This is a genomic window from Bradyrhizobium retamae, from assembly GCF_001440415.1.
GTDB lineage: Bacteria > Pseudomonadota > Alphaproteobacteria > Rhizobiales > Xanthobacteraceae > Bradyrhizobium > Bradyrhizobium retamae.
Window position 1 is genome coordinate 214,961 of the sequence record NZ_LLYA01000192.1, and the last position, 18,973, is coordinate 233,933.

Consider the following 18,973-nt stretch of genomic DNA (forward strand, 5'->3'; position numbering starts at 1 on the left):
GGGCCGGTCACGCCCGTTTCCGGCTGCGCCGTTCGGCCAGCGTGATCTGATCCCGCAGGAAATCCGGAAACTCGATCCCCTGGGCCTTGAGCGCCTTCGGGTAGAGCGAGGCCGCAGTCAGCCCCGGCAAGGTATTGGTCTCGAGGTAAACCGGCCCGTTCGCCGAGACGATGAAGTCGGTCCGGGAATAGCCGCTGCAGGAGAGCGCGTGGTGCGCTCGCAGCGCCTGATCTTGCAGCTGCGCAGTGATTTCCGGAGAAAAGCGCCCCGGGCAGATCTCCTGAGTCGATTTGAGCAGATATTTGGCCGTGTAGTCGAAGGTGCCCTCCCCCGGGACAATCTCGATCGGCGGCAGCGACATCAACGTGCCATCCGACTGCTCCAGCACGCCGCAGGTTGCTTCGACGCCCGCGATGAAGGGCTCGATCAAATATTCTTCGATTCTAGCGGCGTTGCGGACCGCGACCAGGTCCTGCTTGGCGTTGACGAAGATCAGGCCATAGCTCGAACCGTCTCGCGCCGGCTTTGCGATCAGCCTGCCATATTCGGCAAACGCAGCTTCAAGATTTTCCAGAGCTACGCCGGCCGGAGCCGCGACACCGGCAATCGCCGCAAACCGTTTCGCTGCGACCTTGTCAAAGGCGAGGTTCGACGATGCCGAGCCGGACCCGGTGAAGGGAATGCCGCGCATTTCGCACATCGTCTGCAGTTCGCCGTTCTCGGCACGGCCGCCGTGGAGCCCGAGCACCAGTACACGGTCTTCCGCCTTCGCCTTGTCGAGCGCCGCTTCCAGCGCGATACCGCGGTTGCCCGGCTTGAATTCATCCTCGAAGGGACGCGAATGCTCGAGCAGCGCCTTCGAACTGACTTCGTGAACGGTGTTGGCCACATGCCAGAACCAGAGATCGGCTTCCGGCAACGCGCGGTGCAGCGCCTGCGCGCTCGCCACCGAAACCAGCCGCTCCTTATTGGTGCCGCCAAAGAGAATGGTCGTTCGCATTAGCCTTTACCTATCCGTCATTCCGGGTGATGCGAAGCATCGAACCCGGAATCTATGCGGAAATCCCGATCCGCTTGATTTCCCAGTGTAGCTCTATCCCAGAATTCGCTTTAACCCGCTCGCGCACGGTTTCGCCCAGCGTTTCAATATCATGCCCGGTGGCGTTGCCGATATTGATGAGGAAATTGCAGTGCATTTCCGAGACCTGCGCCCCGCCGACGCGAAGCCCGCGGCAACCGGCGGCGTCGATCAGTTTCCACGCGCTGTTGCCAGGCGGATTCTTGAAGGTGGAGCCACCGGTCTTTTCGCGAATCGGCTGCGCGGTTTCACGATGGCTCTGCACCTCGTTCATCCGGGCGCGAATGGCTTCGGCGTCCGTGATCTGCCCGCGAAAGCGCGCGGAGGTGAAAATGACTGATGGATCGACGCCGCTGTTGCGATAGACAAACTTCATGTCGGCATTGGAGAAGACATGCTTTGTGCCGTCGCGGCCGATACCGGTCGCCTCGACCAGCACATCCTTGGTCTCGCTTCCATTGGCACCGGCATTCATCCGCAACGCGCCGCCGATGGTGCCGGGAATGCCGAAGAAGAATTCCATGCCGCTGATCCCGGCCGCCACCGCCGTTTCCGCCACGCGCTTGTCGAGCGCGGCCGTGCCCGCGCTCACGATATCGTCCTCGGCCCTGGTCTCGCCAAACGCCCGCGGCGACAGCCGCATCACCACGCCCGGCATACCGCCGTCGCGCACGATCAAATTGGAGCCGACGCCGACCACATAGATTGGCAATTCCTTCGGAAGCAGCTTTAGGAAATACGCGAGATCGTCTTCGTCCGCCGGCGTGAACAACACCTGCGCCGGCCCGCCGACGCGAAACCAGGTCAACTCGGCGAGCGACTGGTTCGCCAACAGCCGTCCGCGCAATTGCGGCATCGCGGCTTTCAGATCGGAGGTGATGTCGGGAAATGCCACGGCTACCCCAACGCCTTCAATTCGCCGGGCAGTGCGTAGGCCCATTGCGTGATGTTGCCGGCCCCTAGGCAGACGACGAGGTCGCCGGGGTTGGCGATGCGGCGGACGACTTTTGCGAGTTCCGTCGAACTCGGCAGCGGGATCACCTCGCGATGGCCATGCGCGCGCAGGCCCAGCACAAAATGGTCGCGGTCGATGCCTTCGATCGGCGCCTCGCCGGCCGGATAGACCTCGGCGACGATAACCGCATCGGCATCGTTGAAACAGGTGCAGAACTCCTCGAACAGCGATTGCAGGCGGGTGAAGCGGTGTGGCTGCACCACGGCGATGATCTTGCCGCCATAGGAACCGCGCGCGGCTTTCAACACCGCGGCGATCTCGACTGGGTGATGGCCATAGTCGTCGATGACAGTCACGCCGTTCCATTCGCCGGTGCGGGTGAAGCGGCGCTTGACGCCGCCAAAGCCAGCGATCGACTTGCGGATCGCTTCGTCTGAAATGCCGAGCTCGTGCGCCACCGCGATCGCCGCGGTAGCATTCGACGCGTTGTGCCGGCCCGGCATCGGCAACACGATGTCCGTTATCTCGTGCGTGGCCTCCGTCTTGCGATTGCGGATCGCAACCTTGAACTTCGATCCGCCGGCGATCGGCGTCAGGTCCATCAGCCGCGCATCGGCCTGCGGGTTTTCACCGTAGGTAATTATGCGGCGATCCTCGATCCGGCCGACGATGCTCTGCACCACCGGATGATCGATGCACATCACCGCAAAGCCGTAGAACGGCACGTTCTCGACGAAATTGCGGAACGCGTCCTGGATTGCCTCGAAAGTCTTGAAGTGATCGAGATGCTCAGGATCGACATTGGTGACGATGGCGACATCGGTCGGCAGTTTCAAAAACGTGCCGTCGCTCTCGTCGGCCTCCACCACCATCCAGTCGCCCGCTCCCAGTCGCGCATTGGTGCCATAGGCGTTGATGATGCCGCCGTTGATCACAGTCGGGTCGAGATTGCCGCCATCGAGCAGCGCCGCGACCATCGATGTCGTCGTTGTCTTGCCATGGGTGCCGGCAATCGCGACGCAGCTTTTCAGCCGCATCAGCTCGGCCAGCATTTCGGCGCGACGCACCACCGGGATGCGCTGCGCGCGGGCCGCCATCAGTTCGGGATTGTCGCGTTTGATCGCGGTCGAGACCACGACCACGTCGGCGCCGTCCACATTCTCGGCCTTGTGGCCGACCGAGACCTGGACGCCCTTCTCCCGCAGCCGCGCGACATTGCCGCTTTCCGACGCGTCCGAGCCCTGCACGATGTAGCCGAGATTGACGAGCACTTCGGCGATGCCGCTCATGCCGATGCCGCCGATCCCGACGAAGTGAATGGGTCCGATCTCGCGCGGCAGTCTCATGGGTTTGTCCTTGGCCGTCATCGCCAACGGAAGCGGGCGATCCAGTATTCCGCGAAGCCAGTATTCCTATGAGCCAAGGCTCAAATCAGGCGCCGCGGCATACTGGATGCCCCGCTTTCGCGGGGCATGACAAGCGCTTTTTGGGTCATCGTGGACGTCAAATTCCGGCCGTTTTCATGACCAGATCGGCCAGCCGTTCCGCGGCATCGAGCCGGCCGACCTGGCGGGCAGCGGCGGCCATCGCGGCCAGCCGGGCGGGCTCGGCGGCAAAGGCAGAGATTTCGGCGGCGAGCCGGTCGGGGGTGAATTCTCCTTGCGGAATCCGCAAAGCGCCGTCCACCTTCGCCAATACGCCGGCATTGGCGAACTGGTCCTGGTCGATCGCGCCGGGCAATGGCACCAAAATCGAGGGCCGGCCGATCGCGGCGAGTTCCGCCACGGTGCCGGCGCCGGAGCGCGAGACCACGAGATGGCTGGACGCCAGCCGCGCCGGCAGGTCGGCAAAGAACGGCGCAAGTTCGGCCTTGATCTTGAGCCGGTCGTAGATCGCCCGCACCCGCGCCATGTCTTCCTCGCGCACCTGCTGCGTCAGGGCGATGCGGCTCCACAGCACCGGCTCCAGCCGTTCGATCGCACCCGGCACGATGTCGCTCATCACCCGCGCGCCCTGGCTGCCGCCCACAACCAGCAAGCGCAGCGGCCCGTTCGGTTCCGGAGACGCAAACGGCTGCGCGGCGGCGGCAAGGATCGCCGGGCGCATCGGCGTGCCGATAGTGGTGGTCTTTCCCGCCAGCGAGGGATCACGATCGAGCACACCGGGCAGCGAGGTCGCGATCGCATTGACGCGCCTGGAGAGAAAACGGTTGGCGCGGCCGAGCACGGCGTTGGCATCATGAATGATGCCGGGCACGCCGAGCAGCCGTGCGGCGATCAAGGGCGGCAGCGTCGGATAGCCGCCGAAGCCGACCACGGCCGCGGGCTTCAGCCGCCGAACCAGGTTGAGCGCAACGCCCGTTCCGTAGCCGAGCATGATAATGGTGCGCGCCAGCGACAACGGATTACGGCCGCGCACGGTTTCGCTCGGCACCACGTCGATATTGTCGCGGGTAAAGAGCCCGCTATAGCGCAGCGCGCGGGCATCGGTGGCAAGCCGCACGCGCAAGCCCCGCTTGATGAGCTCAACCCCGAGCGCTTCAGCAGGAAACAAATGGCCGCCGGTGCCGCCTGCAGCCAGCAGAATAAGAGGCGTGTTGTCCATGGCTTCAAATAGCCGACGCCGCAGCGCTAGTCACGCCCTCAGGCGTAGCCGCGCGCCACGCCGGCCGCGTTCATCGATTCCACTTCGGTGCGCGGGCGCTGCCGTGTCAGCGCCAGCATCATGCCGACGCCATAGGCCAGAGAAATGATCGACGAGCCGCCATAGGAGATGAAGGGCAGCGTCATGCCCTTGGCGGGGATCAGTTGCAGATTGACCGCCATGTTGATGGCAGCCTGCATGCCGAACAGGATCGCAAGTCCCGATGCCGCAAAGCGCGAGAACATGTCCTCGCTCGCGTAGGCCCGCGTCAGCGTGCGGATTACGACGAAGGCGAACAGCCCAACCAGCGCCAGGCACAGGATGATGCCGAATTCTTCCGCCGCCACCGCGAATACGAAATCGGTGTGGCTGTCCGGCAGGCTGCGCTTGGCGATGCCTTCGCCGGGCCCGAGTCCGAACCAGCCGCCGTTCCAGAACGCTTCCATCGCCATGTCGACCTGGAAGGTGTCGCCGGATGCCGGATTCAGGAAACGCCTGATGCGGCCCGCGACATGCGGAACCAACAGATAGGCGCTGAACAACCCGGCCATCGCGGCGCCGGCAAGGCCGGCCACCCAGATCATCCGCATGCCTGCGATGAAGAACAGCGCGCCCCACACCATCAGGATCAGCATGGTCTGGCCGAAATCCGGCTCCATCACCAGAAGCGCCACCAGCGTCAGCAGCAGCACCATCGCCATCGAGGTCGCCGGCATCTCCGGCCGCTTGGTCGATTCCGCAAATAGCCAAGCCGCCATCACGACGAAGGCGGGCTTGGCGGATTCGGAAGCCTGGATGTTGACGCCGAGCAGCGTGATCCAGCGCCGCGATCCCTTCACCTCCGCACCGAAGACGAGCGTCGCGACGATCAAGAGAACGCTCACCACGAACACCAACAGCGCAAGACGGCGGATCTGCCTGGGCGACAGGAACGATACCCCAATCAACACCAGGAGAGACGGCAGCAGGAACAGCATGTGCCGGCTGAAGAAGTGGAAGGGATCAAGCCCGATTCGCGTCGCCACCGGCGGACTCGCCGCAAGCGAGAGAATTACGCCACCCAGCATCAGCGCCATGATTGCGCCGAGCAGCAGCTTATCCACGGTCCACCACCAGTCCGAAAACGGGGTGCGTTGGTCACGGGCGAGCATGGGCGTCCCCAAAATGGCAGAGGTAACGCCCATTGGTGGCGCAGGATGGTTTATGGGGGGTTAATGAGATGGGTAACTTTTGAGAGATCCGGCAGCGCATCCTAAAGTCAAATTACCTTATTCTTGTCTCGGCCGCGATCAGCTCTTTGCCGTCCATGGTCGTGATCGTCAGCCGCACCCGATCGCCGCTGCCGCCGCCAGGAATCGTCGCAGAAATACGATTTCCGTTCTTCGGGTCGGCTGTCACGGCGTCGTTGAACAATATCGCATCGCCGCGCTTCAACGTTACGCGCAACGGCGCAGCCGGCTCGATACTGAAGAACTGAAGATTCACTTCAGAAACCGCGGTCGAAAAATTGATCAGGATATTCTCGTTCGCACTTGTCACGTTGCTCATGCCAACGATCGGGCTATAGGTTTCCGGAATCGATATTTCGCCACGCGGTGGAAGCTTGGCGCGATGGAAAAACTGGTCCGACACGCCCGCCCACAATTCGACGTAAGGCTGCGCTTCGCTCGGGCTCTTGCGTGCGTCAGTTTCGTCGGTGAACGACGGAAATCCCCACGTCCACATCTTTAAACCCCGCGTGACGGTATTGTCCGCGATCCGGATGATCCCCTCCTCGTTGTCGTGATTGATCACACCCCAGAAGTTTCCGCCCTGCATATCGGGCGCCGCGTACGCGATGCCCATTGTCGGCCAGTTCTTGAAGTAGCGCAGTTTTTCGAAACGGCTCTTGCCCGTGCCGGCGGTCTCGTCGCCATCGGACAGATTGCTCGACCAGCCGGGCGTACTGTAGGTTTGTATCGGCGCGATGATTTCTGCGCCGCCGGTCGTCTTGGGGTTCTTCGGGTCCGACCCCGGCGCGAGCGTCGTGCACGTCCAGTACTCGTAATCGACCGCTTTTGGTTGCGGATTTTTCAGGACCACGCGCGCATCAAGCGCAGCGCGGTCCGCTTTCAGCGTAACGTAGTAAGTCGCTTCGACACCCGTCGATCCCTTGAGAAACTGCGTTGGTGCCGCCGAATACGAAAAATCATCCTTGAGCGACATCGATACCGTCACTTCGCCGGCACTTTCCCGTTCTACCTTGAAATCCCACGGCTTCAGCCATGTCTTGCCGTGCTCGGGATCGGGAAATGTGGGGAAGATGCCGCCATATACCATCAGCCAGTCGTAATAGAAGACGCCGGCCTTCATCCCGTAGGGCACGCCTACTTCGGTGCGATAAAGTTGTTCGTGGCCGGTCGGCTTGTAAATGATGGAAAGAATGCGTCCGCCAAATTCAGGCAAGAGCGTTACCTTCAGATAACGATTCTCGAGCACGTAGGTCTTGAACGTGCGATCGACGATGGTCTTCTTGTCGAGCGACCCGCTGACGAATCCGCTCTCCGCAGAGGCCGCGTACTGGACGGTGCTCCACGAAATCGTCGACTCGCTTAAAGACACTGCGTCGGATATTGGCGAATCCGCCCGCGCGTCGGCATGAAGCGCAAGGGTCGCCGAAAGGACGGCAACCGCAAAAATAACACGGGCACGCGAAGGGGCATGAACGGTCATTTGCGTCGCCTTCGAACCAGCAGGATGTAGGATGGGTAGAGCGAAGCGAACCCATCAATCCAGTGCCGCAGCGATGGGTTTCGCTACGCTCTACCCATCCTACGGATCCGCATTATCACACCACCGGCTTCACGCCGGGCATCGCCGTCACCAGATCGCGGAACGCGGCGCCGCGGATTTCGAAATTGCGGTACTGGTCGAACGAGGCGCAGGCCGGCGACAATAGCACCACGGGATCGACGAGCCCGGACGCCTCGGCGTCACGCGCGGCGTTCGCTACCGCCACATCGAGCGTCTCCGAAATCTCGTGCGGCACGCGATCGCCGAGCGTGGCGGAAAACTCCTGCGCGGCCTCGCCGATCAGATAGGCTTTTCGGATGCGCGGAAAGTATTCGGTCAGCCCCGTAATGCCGCCCTGCTTCGGCTTGCCGCCGGCGATCCAGAAGATGTCGGCGAAGGACGATAGCGCATGCGCGGCGGCGTCGGCATTGGTGCCCTTGGAGTCGTTGACGAACAGCACATTGCCGCGGCGGCCGACCTGCTCCATGCGGTGCGCCAGCCCCGGAAAGCTGCGCAGGCCGTTTTGCAGGGTATCGATGGAGATGCCCATCGCCAGCGCGCAGGCCGAAGCGCATGCCGCATTCTGGGCGTTGTGCAGGCCGCGCAGCGAACCGATGCCGCCCAGCCTTGCGATCTCGTTGCGCGCGCCGCCGGAGGCCTGCGCGATGATCTCGCGCTCGACATAGACGCCGTCGGGCAAGGGATTCTTTACGGAGATCCGCACCACGCGCTTTCCCGCCTGATCGAGGCGATCGGCAATGTTGCGGCACCAAATGTCGTCGACGCCGACGATGGAGGTGCCCTGCGGCTGCACGCCGGCAACCAGCCGTGCCTTCACGGCGGCATAGTTTTCCAGCGTGCCGTGGCGATCGATATGGTCTTCGCTGACATTGAGGAGAATGCCGACGGAGGGATCGAGCGAGGGCGCGAGGTCGATCTGATACGACGACATTTCCACCACATGCACGCGTCCCATCCGCGGCGGCTCCAGCGAGAGGATCGCGGTGCCGATATTGCCGCCCATCTGGGTGTCGTAGCCCGCGACATCAATCAGATGCGCGATCAGCGCCGTCGTGGTGGACTTGCCGTTGGTGCCGGTGATGGCGACGAAGGGCGCCTCGGGCGCGTGACGGCGGCGCTCCCTGCAGAACAGTTCGATGTCGCCGATCACCTCAATGCCGGCCTGCCGTGCCATCAGCACGGACCAATGCGGCGCCGGATGCGTCAGCGGCGCGCCGGGGGTGAGGATCAGGGCCGAGAAATTCGACCACGACGCCGTGCGCAGATCGGCCGTGGTGAAACCGGCCTGCGCCGCCTTGGCGACATTGTCGGCGCTGTCGTCGCCCGCGATCACTTCCGCGCCGCCGGCCTTGAGCGCGTGGCAGCTCGCCAGGCCGGAACCGCCGAGGCCGAAGACGGCGACCGTCTTGCCGGCGAAGGAAGTGACGGGGATCATCGCGCGCGGCTCACCGCAGCTTCAGCGTGGAGAGGCCGGCGAGCGCCAGCATCACCGAGATGATCCAGAACCGGATCACGATCTGCGGCTCGGTCCAGCCCTTCTGCTCGAAGTGATGGTGCAGCGGTGCCATCCGGAACACGCGTTTTCCGGTCAGCTTGAACGAGGCCACCTGCACGATCACGGAGACGGCTTCCAGCACGAATAATCCGCCGATCACCGCCAGCACGATCTCGTGCTTCACCGCGACCGCAGTGGCGCCGAGCATGCCACCGAGCGCGAGCGAGCCGGTATCTCCCATGAAGATCGAGGCCGGCGGTGCGTTGAACCAGAGGAAGCCGAGGCCGGCGCCAAGCACCGCGCCGCACAGCACCGCGAGCTCGCCGGTGCCGGCGACGTATCGGATCTGCAGATAGTCGGAGAACACCGCGTTGCCGGTCAAATACGAGATCATACCGAAACTGGCGGCGGCGATCATGACGGGCACGATCGCAAGCCCGTCGAGACCGTCGGTCAGGTTCACCGCGTTGCCGGCGCCGACGATGACGAAGGCGCCGAAGATCACGAAGAACCAGCCGAAATTGATCACGACATCCTTCAGGAAGGGTACTGCGAGCGACGTCGACGTCGCATCGCGGCCGAGCCGCACCAGCGCGTAGCAGGCCGCGAGCGCAATCACCGCTTCGATCAAAAGCCGCAGCTTGCCGGCAAAGCCGCTGTGGCTCTGTTTGGTCACCTTCAGATAGTCGTCGTAAAATCCGACGAAGCCGAAGCCGAGCGTCACCGCGAGCACGATCCAGACATAGGGGTTGAGCGGATTGGCCCACAGCAGCGTTGCCACCACGAGGCCCGACAGGATCATCAGCCCGCCCATCGTCGGCGTGCCCTTCTTGGAGATCAGATGCGACTGCGGGCCGTCGGTGCGAATCGGTTGGCCCTTGCCCTGCCTGAGCCGCAAGTGATCGATGATCCAGGGCCCGAACAGGAAGACGAACAGCGCGCCCGTCACCATCGCCCCGCCGGTGCGGAAGGTGATGTAGCGAAACACGTTGAAGAAGCCGCGGAAGATGCCAAAACCGGGAACAGTATTGGAAAGCTCGATCAGCCAGTAAAACATTCAGGTAGGCCCTATCACGCGGCTTGGTCGCGCCGCCTTTGGCGAGGAAGCGCTCCGGGAACGCGTTCGTTGCGAGAACGCCTTGATAATCGTTTTCATCCTCAAACCAAGCAAATCTTGGTCATGCATGGGGTATTGACGAATCGCCTCTCGCGGAAGCAACGGGCGCCGCCGGGTGCGCCAGTTTACGCCTTTGCTTGCAAGGCGGCCAGCAGCCTGGGCACAAACTTGTTCACCCAGAACATTTTTTTGCTGCCCTTGACCACCACCACGTCCCCGTCCCGCAGCAATGCGGCGATTTGTTGGGGATCGAGCGTCGCCGGGTCTTCGTGCCAGCCGAGCGCCCGCTCTGCCGGCACGAGGTCGTATAGATGGCGCATCAATGGGCCGACGCAGTAGATGCCGTCGAGGCCCGGCAGGTCTTTGGCGAGCTTCTCGTGATAGGCGGGCGCATCGGCGCCCAATTCCAGCATGTCGCCGAGAATGGCAATACGCCGGCCTGATTTCACCGGCCGCGCCTTCAGGCTGCCGAGCGCAGCCACCATGCTGGCCGGGTTGCCGTTGAAACTGTCGTCGATCACGGTCACGCCGTGGGCCGTCTGCTCCACGCCGCGGCCGGTCATGATGCCGACATCGCCGAGTTCCTTCGCCAGCACCGCCGGATCGAGCCCCGCAGCATGAATCGACGCCAGCGCAGCCAACGCGTTGTGCAGACGATGCGGCGCACCTGGCGTCAGGCCGAACTCAAGTGGCTTGCCGTTCACCCGCGCGGCGACGTCCCAGCTCTCGCCGCGGCCGGTATGCCTCAATGCGTGAATATCCGAACCTTCGCCGAAGCGAACGATCTTGCCGATCCATTCCGGCGCCAGGACATCATCAGGCAACACCAGCACGCCATCTTTCGGCAGGCCCTGCGCGATGCTCACCTTCTCGCGCCGGATCGCCTCCAGGCTGCCGAGCTTTTCCAGATGCACTGGCTGCACGTTCACCACCAGCGCCACCGTCGGTTTTGTCAGCTCGCTAAGCCGCGCAATCTCGCCGGTCTGGTTCATGCCCATCTCGACCACCCACACGCTCGCTTGCGGGCTGGCGTTGCACAGCGTCAGCGGCACGCCCCAGAAATTGTTGAAGCTGCTTGGGCTCGCGTAGGCGGCAGGATAGGCGGCGAGGAATTCCTTGGTGCTGGTCTTGCCGGCGCTGCCGGTGAGCCCGATCACCGGCCCGGCAAAGCGCGCCCGCGCCGCGCGCGCCAGCGCCCAAAGGCCATCGATCAGCGTATCCTTGACGATCAATTGCGGAACGCGGACGCTGTCGATGGCGTGCGGGACGATCATCGCCACCGCGCCGGCCGCCTCGGCCTTGTCGGCGAATTCCCAGCCGTCGCGCGCGCTGGCGAAACTGGAGATGAAGCCGCCGCTCGGGATGCCGCTCAACGCCACGAACAGGCTTCCGGGCTTCACCAGCCGGCTGTCCTGCGTGACGAAATCAACCGGCGTGTCGGGGTACTCGCCTGACAGCCCCAGCGCGTGCGCAATCTCGGCAACCGTCCACAATGGCGTCGCGCTCATGCCACCCTCGTTGCGAGCGCGGCCGCCACCGCCTCATGATCGCTGAAAGGCAAAACCTTGTCGCCGACGATCTGGCCGGTCTCGTGACCCTTGCCGGCGATCAGTAATGCATCGCCAGGCTGCAGCGCAGCGATCCCTGCCCGGATCGCTTCCGCGCGATCGCCGATATCTGTTGCGCCCTTCGCCGCAGCCAGAATGGCGGCGCGGATTGCAGCCGGATTTTCGCTGCGCGGATTATCGTCGGTGACGATGACCTGGTCGGCGTTCTCGGCCGCGATCGCGCCCATGATGGGACGCTTACCGGCGTCGCGATCGCCGCCGGCGCCGAAGATCACGACGAGCTTGCGCTTCGCGTAAGGCCGCAGCGCCTGCAGCGCCTTGGCCAGCGCATCCGGTTTGTGCGCGTAATCGACGAAGATCGGCGCGCCATTGTGCTCACCGACCCGCTCCAGCCGGCCCTTGGCGCCTTCGAGATGTTCGAGCGTCTCGAACACCGCCGCCGGCTCGCTGCCCGTGCCGATCGCGAGCCCCGCGGCAACCAGCGCGTTCTCGATCTGGAATTCGCCGACCAGCGGCAGCTTGACCGTGTAGTTGCGTCCGCGATGCGTCAGCGCCAGATCTTGCGCAAATCCTTCGACGGTGACGCCAACAAGGCGGATGCCTTCGCCGGCGCCATCGGCATTGCTGCCGACGGCGATGATCCGCAATCCCCGCGCCTCTGCCGCCTCGATCACTTGCTGCGAACAATCATGATCGGCCGAAATCACGGCCGCGCCATCCGGCATGATCAGATCGCGGAACAGCCGCAGCTTCGCGGCGAGGTAATGCGCCTCGTCAGGATGGTAATCCATATGGTCGCGCGAGAGATTGGTGAAGCCGCCGGCGGCGATGCGCACGCCGTCGAGCCGGAACTGGTCGAGCCCGTGCGAGGAGGCCTCGAAAGCCAGATGCGTCACGCCATCGCCCGCGATCTCGTCGAGTTGCCTGTGCAGCGCAATCGGGTCCGGCGTCGTCACCGAACCGTAGACCGTGCGCTTTTGCGACACCAGACCGATGGTACCGATGCTGGCGGAGGCGTGGCCGACCCGTTCCCAGATCTGGCGCGTGAACGCCGCGACCGAGGTCTTGCCGCTGGTCCCGGTCACCGCCGCGATGGTTGCGGGCTGACGCGGATAAAATCTCGCCGCCGCCAGCGCTAGCGCGCGGCGCGGATTCGGCGTGATGACGAAGGGAACGCGGGCGTCCGAAGGGATACGCTCGCCGGCTACCGCAACGGCACCCGCCTTGACCGCGGAATCAATGAAGCGCGCGCCGTCGGTTTTGGTCCCCGCGAGCGCGAAGAACAGATCACCGGGCTTCACCGCGCGGCTGTCGGCGCTAAGGCCTTTCACATCGACAGCTTCCGCCTGCGGTTCGATCGCAGCGTCATCGCTGAAGAGGTCGCGAAGTTTCATCTTGTTCCAGTCCAAACGCTTCGCGTTTGTCGCGAGGGAAAACCGGTCTCCACCTTTCCGGATTATGCTCCTCTTACGCCTTACTGGGTTGTCTTCGATGCTGCAAGAATAAGGCGGTCGGACGGCGGCAGGTCGAAGCGCGGCTCAATGCCCAGGAGTGGGCCGATGCGGGCAATCACCTTGCCGCCGGTCGGCACCGCGTTCCAGCCCGAGGTGATGAAGCCATGGGTTTCCGGCAGCGCCTTCGGCTCGTCCAGCATGACCAGCAACTGATACTGCGGATTGTCAGCCGGGATGATCGCGGTGAAGGAATTGAGCACCTGTTTCTTGGAATAGCGGCCGTTGACCACCTTTTCCGAGGTACCGGTCTTGCCGCCGATATAGTAGCCCTTCACGTCGGCCTTCTTGGCGGTTCCGATCTCGGCGTTCAGCCGCATCAGATAGCGCATCTTGTCGGAGGTTTCGGTTCGGAGCACCTTCTTGGCGATGGCCCGCGCCTCCTCTTCCGACCGCTTGAGGAAGGTCGGGGGAATCAGAAGACCGCCATTGATGCAGGCATTGATGCCCATCACCGCCTGCAGCGGCGCCACTGCGATACCATGGCCGAAGGAAGCCGTGATGGTGTTGAGCTCGGTCCAGCGCTTCGGCACGATTGGGGACGCGCTTTCCGGCAGCTCGGTGCGCAGCCGGTCCATCTGGCCGAGCTTTTTCAAGAATGCCTTGTGGGCTTCCACGCCTTGCGCCAGCGCGATCTTGGCCGCGCCAACGTTGGAGGAGAAGGTGAACACTTCCGACAGCGTGATCGCGCGGCCGACCGGATGGGTGTCGTGAATGGTGAACTTGCCGAACTTTAGCGTCCCGCGCCCGTCATAGAGCGTGTTGAGGTTGGCCTTGCCGGAATCCAGTGCCATCGCCAGCGTCAGCGCCTTGAAGGTCGATCCCATTTCGAACACGCCCGTGGTCAGGCGGTTGATGCGCTCGGGGTCGTGCGCCTCTTTCGGATTGTTCGGATCGAAATCCGGCAGCGACACCAGGGCTATGATCTCGCCGGTCCTGACATTGGAGACGAGGCCGGAAGCTGCCTTGGCCTTGTACTTCTCTTTCGCCTTCAACAATTCGTCGCGCAGCGCGTGTTCGACGCGCAGGTCGATCGACAGTTCCACCGGCTTTTGCAGCCGATCGGTGGCGAAGCCGGCGCGGTGCAGGTCGGCCAGGCCGTTATTGTCCAGCCACTTCTCCATCCCGGCGATGCCCGCGTTGTCGATGTTGACGAGGCCGATCAGATGCGCGACCGCGGCGCCGGTCGGATAGACGCGCTTGTTCTCGCGCAGGAAGCCGATGCCGGGAATGCCGAGCTTGTGAATGTCGTGCTGCTGTTTTGGCGTGATCTCGCGCTTCAGCCACACAAATCCCTTGCGCGACGACAGGCGCGTGCGCGCCTCCGCGGTGTCGAGGTCCGGCAGCGCCGCGGTCAGAAGTTCGATTGCCTCGTCCTTGTCGATGATGCGCCTGGGTTCGCCGAACAGGCTCGGCGCCTTGACGTCGGTCGCCAGCACCTCGCCGTTACGATCGACGATGTCGGGCCGCGCGGTTGCAATCGCGTCCTGCGAGGCGGCGCGGCGGCCGCCGTGGCTGTCGGCGCCGATGGCGAACATCACCAGACGTCCGGCCAGCACCGCATAGATTGCCGCAAACAGCAGGATCGCAAGGCCCACCCGCGCCCGCGCCTTGACGGCGCGGTCGACGTTGCGCCCATAGAGCAGGCTGCGGATCAGCCGCCGCCGCCACGGTTCCGCGGACCTCCTGGAGTTGGCAAGCGCGCGGCCGGTCATTGCTGATCTCCCGGTGCGGGCACGGAGCCGGTCGTGGGCGGCGCCTCGGCGGCAGCCTCGATGGTGTTGATCATCGCGCCGATCGGATCGGGCGCACCCGGCCGCGCAAAAGCCGGTGGTCGTTCGGGCAAATTCTTCAGTTGGTCATACTGCGTGGCGACCAGCGGCTTCAGGCTGAGATGGCGCTCGGCAAGTCCCTGCAGCCGCAGCGGCGCATCGAGCTTGGCCCATTCCGCGCGCAGCGCCGCAATCGCATCGCGCTGCTCGCGTATCTCGGCGTTGAGCCGCAGCACACGCTCGACGCGCGCGGTCGATTCCATCTTGATCCGGTAGACATAGGCGGCTGCGAACACCAGCACGCCGATGACGAGGAAGTGGATGATCCGCACGATCAGCTTCCCCTCATCACGTCGGCAAGCGTAGGCCACGCCGGCAGGCGTCCTGCTGCATGCGCCGGCGCCGCGGTGCGCTCGGCAGCGCGCAGTTTTGCGGAACGCGCGCGCGGATTGGCGGCAAGCTCGGCTTCACCGGGGGTAACCGGACGCTTCGTCAGAATCTGAAAACTCGGCGCCGCCTGTGCCACTTCGGGCAAATGCCGCGAACCGCCGCCAGCCTTGCCGCGCGCGTTGAAAAAATCCTTGACGATGCGGTCTTCCAGCGAATGAAACGACACGACGACCAGCCGCCCGCCGGGCCTCAGTACGCGCTCCGCCGCCGCAAGCGCGAGGTGCAGTTCGTCGAGCTCGGCGTTGACGAAGATCCGCAAGCCCTGGAACGTCCGCGTCGCAGGGTGAATCTCGTTGGGCTTTGAGCGAACCACCCTGCCGACGATATCGGCCAGTTGTTGGGTGGTCGTAATCGGCGCCTCCTTGCGCGCCGCCACGATGGCGCGCGCGACGGCGCGGGAATGGCGCTCTTCGCCGAAGATATAGATGATATTGGCGAGATCGGTTTCGGAGGCCTTCGCCACCACATCGGCCGCCGTCGGCCCGTCGTGACCCATCCGCATGTCGAGCGGGCCGCCGAGCCGGAACGAGAAGCCACGGTCGGCCTGATCGAGTTGCATCGAGGAAACGCCGACGTCCATCACGACGCCGTCCACGGCAGGCACACCTTGCGCCGCGCAGATTTCCGCCAGGTTGGAGAATCGGTCCTCGACCAGGGTCAGCCGGCCGCCGGACTGCTCGACCAGGTCGAACCCACCGGCAACCGCCGTCCGGTCGCGATCGATGCCGATGACCTGTGTTCCCGGGATATCGAGAATCGCGCGGCTGTAGCCGCCGGCACCGAAGGTCGCGTCGACATAGACCCCGCCGTCCCTGGGATCGAGCATCTCGACCGCCTCGCGGCCGAGCACCGAGATGTGGCGCGGCGCACTCATGCGCCGTCCTCTGGCGTTTTCCAGTCTGTGGTACGAAAACTGGACGCGAACGGGCCCATTGCGCCTCAAATCTCTGCGCTTCGCCGGGCTTTTCCGGCCAAATGGCCGCGAACAGGTGGGATTGCCACCTCTCGCCCGGCCCCGCGACCCCTCATTTCCAGACGGAATTTGCTGGGTTGCCATGGCATTTTCGAGCGTGAAAGAGGGCGTCGGCCGTCCCCAACCCGGTTCGGCTATTCACCACTTAGTAACGGCACTTAGCGTTAAGAAAGCGTTGATGGTCGACCGCGGCTTTTCCGCGCCTTCGAGACACTGAAAAATGGTGATGCGCCTCGCCCACACTTGGTCAAAATACGAGAGGGAACTCGGCCGCCGCATTGCGCGGGCACGCGGTAAATGAATAGTAAATGATATTGCCGTTTGAACACGATGTTGCCGCTCTGCTGCCCGGTTTGGGTTTAAAAAATGGCTTCTGGTTCGTTCACATCTGCTGGTATTGATTCGAGGCGTCAACGCGCCCTTCCCGTTCCCAGGGCCAACGCCGACATGAAGACCTTTACCCCAGATTCCTCGATCGCATCCGACGTCATCCCGTCGCCGAACTATGGCGACCGCAACAACGGTCGCGTGGCCGATATGATCCTGCTGCACTACACCGGCATGCCGGATGTGGAAGGCGCGATCGCCCAGCTCTGCACCCCCGGCACCGACGTCTCAGCCCACTACATCGTGCTGGAGGACGGCCGCATCGTGCAGAGCGTGCCGGAAGCCAAGCGCGCCTGGCACGCCGGCGTATCCTCTTGGGCCGGCGAGGAAGACATCAATTCCTGCTCGATCGGCGTTGAGATCATCAACAGCGGCCACGACTGGGGCTATCCGGATTTCCCATCGCGCCAGATCGCCGCCGTGATCGCGCTGTGCCGGGGCATCATGCTCCGCCGCAAGATACCTGCGCATCGCGTGCTCGCACATTCCGACGTTGCGCCGGCGCGCAAGAAGGATCCCGGCGAAAAATTCCCGTGGCACTTGCTGGCGAATTCCGGCGTCGGCCATTGGGTGCAGCCGGCGCCGATCGTGCGCGGCGAAACGCTCAAGCTCGGCAGCATCTCAGACGACGTCGCGAACATGCAGGCAGCGCTCGCCAAGTACGGCTACAACATCCCGACCCACGGCAAGTTCGACGGCCCGACCATGGAAGTGGTCACCGCGTTCCAGCGCCACTTCCGCCCCGCGCGCGTCGACGGCATCGCCGATCACTCCACCATGAGCACGCTGCATGCGCTATTGACGAGTTTGCCGGCGGACGCGGCGACAACGACGGTGGCGGCGAGGTAATTTTCAGCGCTGGTCCTATATTTCACCGTCATGGCCGGGCTCGTCCCGGCCATCCACGTCTTTGTCGCAACACAAAGAAAGGCGTGGATGCCCGGGACAAGCCCGGGCATGACGGCTAAGAATCCATCTCCGCAATTCTTCGCGCATACAGCCTTCGCAGCGGCTCCAACTGCGTCGCCGCCGTCGCCTCCTGATACGCCTCCCGCGCCGCGTCGTGCCGGCCGAGCCGGCGCAGCAAATCAGCGCGGACGGCCGGCAGCAGCTCATAACTCTTCAGCCCACCGCGTGCCTCCAGCGCATCGACCAGATCGAGCGCCCGCGCCGGCCCATCGACCATCGACACCGCAGCGGCGTGATTGAGTTCGATCACCGGCGACGGGCTGATACGAAGCAGCACCTCGTAGAGCCCAGCGATCTGCCGCCAGTCGGTGTCTTCGAAACTGGGCGCACGCGCATGCAGCGCGGCGATCGCCGCCTGCACCGCATAGGATTGCGGCCGGCCCGGCATCCGCAGCGCCTCTTCCACGAGCAGCAATCCTTCCGCTATCTGTTCGCGATCCCATAGCGTGCGATCTTGGTCTTCCAGCAGCACGATGTCACCGCCCGCGGTCTGGCGGCCGGCGCGCCGCGCATCATGCAGCAGCATCAGGGCGAGCAGGCCCTTGATCTCGCCGCGTCCAGGTATCAACGCATCGAGCAGCCGCGCCAGCCGAATCGCTTCGCGCGCGAGATCCGGCCGCATCAGGCCTTCCCCTGACGTCGCCGCGTACCCCTCGGTAAAGACGAGATAGACCACCGCGAGGACGCCGCGCAGCCGCGGCTCCAGCGCTTCTCGTTCCGGCACCTCATAGGGGATGCCGGCAAGACGGATTTTTTGCTTGGCCCGCAGCAGGCGTTGCGCCATCGCATCTTCGCTGGCCAGAAAGGCGCGCGCGACCTGCGCCGTCGTGAGCCCGCATACGGTGCGCAGTGTCAGCGCGACCTGCACCTCGGCAGCAAAGGAGGGGTGACAGCATGTGAAAATCAGCCGCAGCATGTCGTCGTCAAGCGCGCTGTCGGCATCCTCGCATGGTTCGGACGCGTTGAGCAGCAGCTCACGCGTCAGCTCCTGCTGCTTGCCGCGGAATGCAATGTTGCGCCTGATACGATCGACCGCCTTGTTGCGGCCGACATTGACCAGCCAGGCGCGCGGATTGGACGGCAGGCCCGCGGCCGGCCAGCGTTCCAGCGCCACCGCGAACGCGTCCTGCAAGGCATCCTCGGCCAGATCGAAATCGCCGACGAGACGGATCAACGTGGCCAGCGCCCGCCCCGTCTCGTCGCGGAATATTTTTTCGATCTCGCGAGGTGTCATGCGATTGCGATGTTGCTCCGTCATTCCG

General features: G+C 63.9%; 14 protein-coding genes and 1 pseudogene. 1 reads left to right on the forward strand and 14 read right to left on the reverse strand.

The genetic code is table 11. The features are described 5' to 3' along the window. Positions 1 to 7 precede the first annotated feature (7 nt). From CQ13_RS33275 to rsmH, 13 genes and pseudogenes are all read right to left on the reverse strand, one after another. Positions 8 to 1,000 (reverse strand): D-alanine--D-alanine ligase family protein, encoded by a 993-nt coding sequence (locus CQ13_RS33275; protein ID WP_057847007.1) that lies wholly within the window; start codon positions 998 to 1,000, stop codon positions 8 to 10. Between the two features lie 52 nt (positions 1,001 to 1,052). After that, positions 1,053 to 2,006, reverse strand: a pseudogene (gene murB, locus CQ13_RS33280) (UDP-N-acetylmuramate dehydrogenase); the annotation flags it as partial. Then, complete coding sequence (murC, locus tag CQ13_RS33285) at positions 1,976 to 3,379, reverse strand: UDP-N-acetylmuramate--L-alanine ligase (protein ID WP_057847085.1); 1,404 nt, start codon at positions 3,377 to 3,379, stop codon at positions 1,976 to 1,978. The gene murC and the pseudogene murB, both read right to left, overlap by 31 nt. Positions 3,380 to 3,536: 157 nt before the next feature. After that, entirely contained in the window at positions 3,537 to 4,637 is a 1,101-nt protein-coding gene (murG, locus tag CQ13_RS33290) for an undecaprenyldiphospho-muramoylpentapeptide beta-N-acetylglucosaminyltransferase (protein ID WP_057847009.1), read from the reverse strand. Positions 4,638 to 4,675: 38 nt separating this feature from the next. Next, positions 4,676 to 5,827 (reverse strand): putative lipid II flippase FtsW, encoded by a 1,152-nt coding sequence (ftsW, locus tag CQ13_RS33295; RefSeq protein ID WP_057847010.1) that lies wholly within the window; start codon positions 5,825 to 5,827, stop codon positions 4,676 to 4,678. A gap of 112 nt (positions 5,828 to 5,939) precedes the next feature. After that, on the reverse strand, positions 5,940 to 7,388 hold the full coding sequence (locus CQ13_RS33300; RefSeq protein ID WP_057847011.1) for a DUF5107 domain-containing protein: 1,449 nt from the start codon (positions 7,386 to 7,388) through the stop codon (positions 5,940 to 5,942). Between the two features lie 115 nt (positions 7,389 to 7,503). Next, positions 7,504 to 8,904, reverse strand: coding sequence for a UDP-N-acetylmuramoyl-L-alanine--D-glutamate ligase (murD, locus tag CQ13_RS33305; RefSeq protein WP_057847012.1), 1,401 nt, complete (start codon positions 8,902 to 8,904; stop codon positions 7,504 to 7,506). Between the two features lie 10 nt (positions 8,905 to 8,914). Then, a complete protein-coding gene (gene mraY / locus CQ13_RS33310) occupies positions 8,915 to 10,021 on the reverse strand; it encodes a phospho-N-acetylmuramoyl-pentapeptide-transferase (RefSeq protein ID WP_057847013.1) in 1,107 nt (368 codons plus the stop codon). 185 nt (positions 10,022 to 10,206) lie between these two features. Beyond that, positions 10,207 to 11,589, reverse strand: a complete 1,383-nt coding sequence (locus tag CQ13_RS33315; protein ID WP_057847014.1) for a UDP-N-acetylmuramoyl-tripeptide--D-alanyl-D-alanine ligase — start codon at positions 11,587 to 11,589, stop codon at positions 10,207 to 10,209. After that, a complete protein-coding gene (locus CQ13_RS33320) occupies positions 11,586 to 13,043 on the reverse strand; it encodes a UDP-N-acetylmuramoyl-L-alanyl-D-glutamate--2,6-diaminopimelate ligase (RefSeq protein ID WP_057847086.1) in 1,458 nt (485 codons plus the stop codon). Before CQ13_RS33320 ends, CQ13_RS33315 begins: the two co-directional genes overlap by 4 nt. 80 nt (positions 13,044 to 13,123) lie before the next feature. Beyond that, on the reverse strand, positions 13,124 to 14,875 hold the full coding sequence (locus CQ13_RS33325; RefSeq protein ID WP_057847015.1) for a peptidoglycan D,D-transpeptidase FtsI family protein: 1,752 nt from the start codon (positions 14,873 to 14,875) through the stop codon (positions 13,124 to 13,126). Beyond that, complete coding sequence (ftsL, locus tag CQ13_RS33330) at positions 14,872 to 15,264, reverse strand: cell division protein FtsL (RefSeq protein WP_057847016.1); 393 nt, start codon at positions 15,262 to 15,264, stop codon at positions 14,872 to 14,874. The genes CQ13_RS33325 and ftsL overlap by 4 nt, the downstream gene beginning before the upstream one ends. 2 nt (positions 15,265 to 15,266) lie before the next feature. Continuing rightward, positions 15,267 to 16,256, reverse strand: coding sequence for a 16S rRNA (cytosine(1402)-N(4))-methyltransferase RsmH (gene rsmH / locus CQ13_RS33335; RefSeq protein ID WP_197427521.1), 990 nt, complete (start codon positions 16,254 to 16,256; stop codon positions 15,267 to 15,269). Positions 16,257 to 16,721: 465 nt separating this feature from the next. Here rsmH and CQ13_RS33340 point away from each other — a divergent pair, with 465 nt between their 5' ends. After that, entirely contained in the window at positions 16,722 to 17,591 is an 870-nt protein-coding gene (locus CQ13_RS33340) for an N-acetylmuramoyl-L-alanine amidase (protein ID WP_082637782.1), read from the forward strand. Between the two features lie 115 nt (positions 17,592 to 17,706). Here the strand turns inward: CQ13_RS33340 and CQ13_RS33345 are convergent, their stop codons facing one another. Then, a complete protein-coding gene (locus tag CQ13_RS33345; protein ID WP_057847087.1) occupies positions 17,707 to 18,945 on the reverse strand; it encodes an RNA polymerase sigma factor in 1,239 nt (412 codons plus the stop codon). Positions 18,946 to 18,973 lie beyond the last annotated feature (28 nt).

Bases quoted from the DNA above. Each gene is read 5' to 3' on its own strand.
- CQ13_RS33275 (WP_057847007.1), bottom strand. From the start codon at position 1,000: ATGCGAACGACCATTCTCTTTGGCGGCACCAATAAGGAGCGGCTGGTT.
- murC (WP_057847085.1), bottom strand. From the start codon at position 3,379: ATGAGACTGCCGCGCGAGATCGGACCCATTCACTTCGTCGGGATCGGC.
- murG (WP_057847009.1), bottom strand. From the start codon at position 4,637: ATGGACAACACGCCTCTTATTCTGCTGGCTGCAGGCGGCACCGGCGGC.
- ftsW (WP_057847010.1), bottom strand. From the start codon at position 5,827: ATGCTCGCCCGTGACCAACGCACCCCGTTTTCGGACTGGTGGTGGACC.
- CQ13_RS33300 (WP_057847011.1), bottom strand. From the start codon at position 7,388: ATGACCGTTCATGCCCCTTCGCGTGCCCGTGTTATTTTTGCGGTTGCC.
- murD (WP_057847012.1), bottom strand. From the start codon at position 8,904: ATGATCCCCGTCACTTCCTTCGCCGGCAAGACGGTCGCCGTCTTCGGC.
- mraY (WP_057847013.1), bottom strand. From the start codon at position 10,021: ATGTTTTACTGGCTGATCGAGCTTTCCAATACTGTTCCCGGTTTTGGC.
- CQ13_RS33315 (WP_057847014.1), bottom strand. From the start codon at position 11,589: ATGAGCGCGACGCCATTGTGGACGGTTGCCGAGATTGCGCACGCGCTG.
- CQ13_RS33320 (WP_057847086.1), bottom strand. From the start codon at position 13,043: ATGAAACTTCGCGACCTCTTCAGCGATGACGCTGCGATCGAACCGCAG.
- CQ13_RS33325 (WP_057847015.1), bottom strand. From the start codon at position 14,875: ATGACCGGCCGCGCGCTTGCCAACTCCAGGAGGTCCGCGGAACCGTGG.
- rsmH (WP_197427521.1), bottom strand. From the start codon at position 16,256: ATGAGTGCGCCGCGCCACATCTCGGTGCTCGGCCGCGAGGCGGTCGAG.
- CQ13_RS33340 (WP_082637782.1), top strand. From the start codon at position 16,722: ATGGCTTCTGGTTCGTTCACATCTGCTGGTATTGATTCGAGGCGTCAA.
- CQ13_RS33345 (WP_057847087.1), bottom strand. From the start codon at position 18,945: ATGACACCTCGCGAGATCGAAAAAATATTCCGCGACGAGACGGGGCGG.